Origin of the sequence: Aeromonas sp. HMWF014 (genome assembly GCF_963878295.1) — a bacterium.
GTDB lineage: Bacteria > Pseudomonadota > Gammaproteobacteria > Enterobacterales > Aeromonadaceae > Aeromonas > Aeromonas popoffii.
The window spans coordinates 1-1,338 of sequence record NZ_CAWNYS010000492.1; the positions used below are offsets into that span (position 1 = coordinate 1).

Here is a 1,338-nt window from a genome sequence, read left to right on the forward strand (position 1 = left end):
GAGGGCAAACAGGGCAAACACGAAGTTCGCCATCGGGCCCGCCGCGACGATGGCCATCCGTGCCCAGACACTCTTGTGATTGAAAGCATATTGCTCATCACCGGGTTGGAGCTCATCGACCCGGCCATCCAGCATTTTGACGTAGCCGCCGAGCGGGATCAGCGCCAGCACATACTCGGTGCCATCCTTGCCAACCCGACGCCAGATCGCCTTGCCAAAACCGATGGAGAAGCGTTCGACCTTGACGCCACAGCGACGAGCCACCCAGAAGTGGCCGAATTCATGAACCGCAACCAGCAACCCGAGGGCAACGATAAAGGCACCGATGTTCCACAACACGCCGCCCATCAGTCAGCCACCTCGATTTCATGCAGGGTCCGATACCCGAAGGCAAGGATAAAGGCAGCACAATGCCACGAAATACCACTCATCAGCTAAGCTCCTCAATCAAATTGTGAGCACGGGCACGGGCCGCACTATCCAGCGCAATCAAATCATCCAGTGACCCCACGGCAGAACTGCCCAGTGCCGCCATGATGGCCTCATTGACTCTGGCAATATCCATAAAACCGATCCGCTCTGCAAGGAAAGCTGCAACGGCCTCTTCATTGGCAGCATTGAGCGACGTGGTCGCCGCCTGTCCTTGCTGGCAGGCACTCATGGCCAGCGCCAGGCAGGGATAGCGATCGTAATCGGGCCGGATAAAGCTGAATTCTCCGACACTGAAGAAATCCAAAGGTTCCACCCCAGACTCAACACGACGTGGATAGGCCAGGGCATGGGCGATGGGTGTACACATGTCAGGGTTGCCAAGCTGGGCCAGCACTGAGCCATCCTTGTACTGCACCATGGAGTGGATGACGGACTGGGGATGGATCACCACCTGGATCTGCTCGGGCGCGGCATTGAACAGCCAGCGCGCCTCTATGTACTCCAGCCCCTTGTTCATCATGGTGGCGGAGTCCACCGAGATCTTGGCACCCATTGACCAGTTCGGGTGGGCAATGGCCTGGGCTGGCGTGACATGCGCCAACTCCTGAATGTTGGTGTAGCGGAACGGGCCGCCGGAGCCGGTCAGCAGTATCTTGCTGATGCCCGCTCCCGCCAGATCACAGAAACCGGGCTGACGCTGAATGGCTTCGGGCAGGCACTGGAAAATCGCATTGTGCTCGCTATCGATGGGCAGCAGTTCGGCACCGTACTCGCGCACCGCCTCCATGAAGAAAGCACCGGACATCACCAGTGCCTCCTTGTTGGCCAGCAGGATACGCTTGCCAGCGCGCACGGCGGCCATGGTGGGTGCCAAACCCGCAGCACCGACGATGGCCGCCATCACGC

The 1,338-nt window shown here is 59.4% G+C and carries 2 protein-coding genes; both read right to left on the reverse strand.

Translation table 11 applies throughout. From position 1 onward, the window contains the following. A partial coding sequence (rseP, locus tag AAC083_RS18925; protein WP_108537427.1) for an RIP metalloprotease RseP occupies positions 1-348 on the reverse strand: 348 nt, incomplete at its 3' end. A gap of 82 nt (positions 349-430) precedes the next feature. Beyond that, positions 431-1,338, reverse strand: a 908-nt coding sequence (gene ispC, locus AAC083_RS18930) for a 1-deoxy-D-xylulose-5-phosphate reductoisomerase (protein ID WP_258224769.1), incomplete at its 5' end; no start/stop codon positions are given.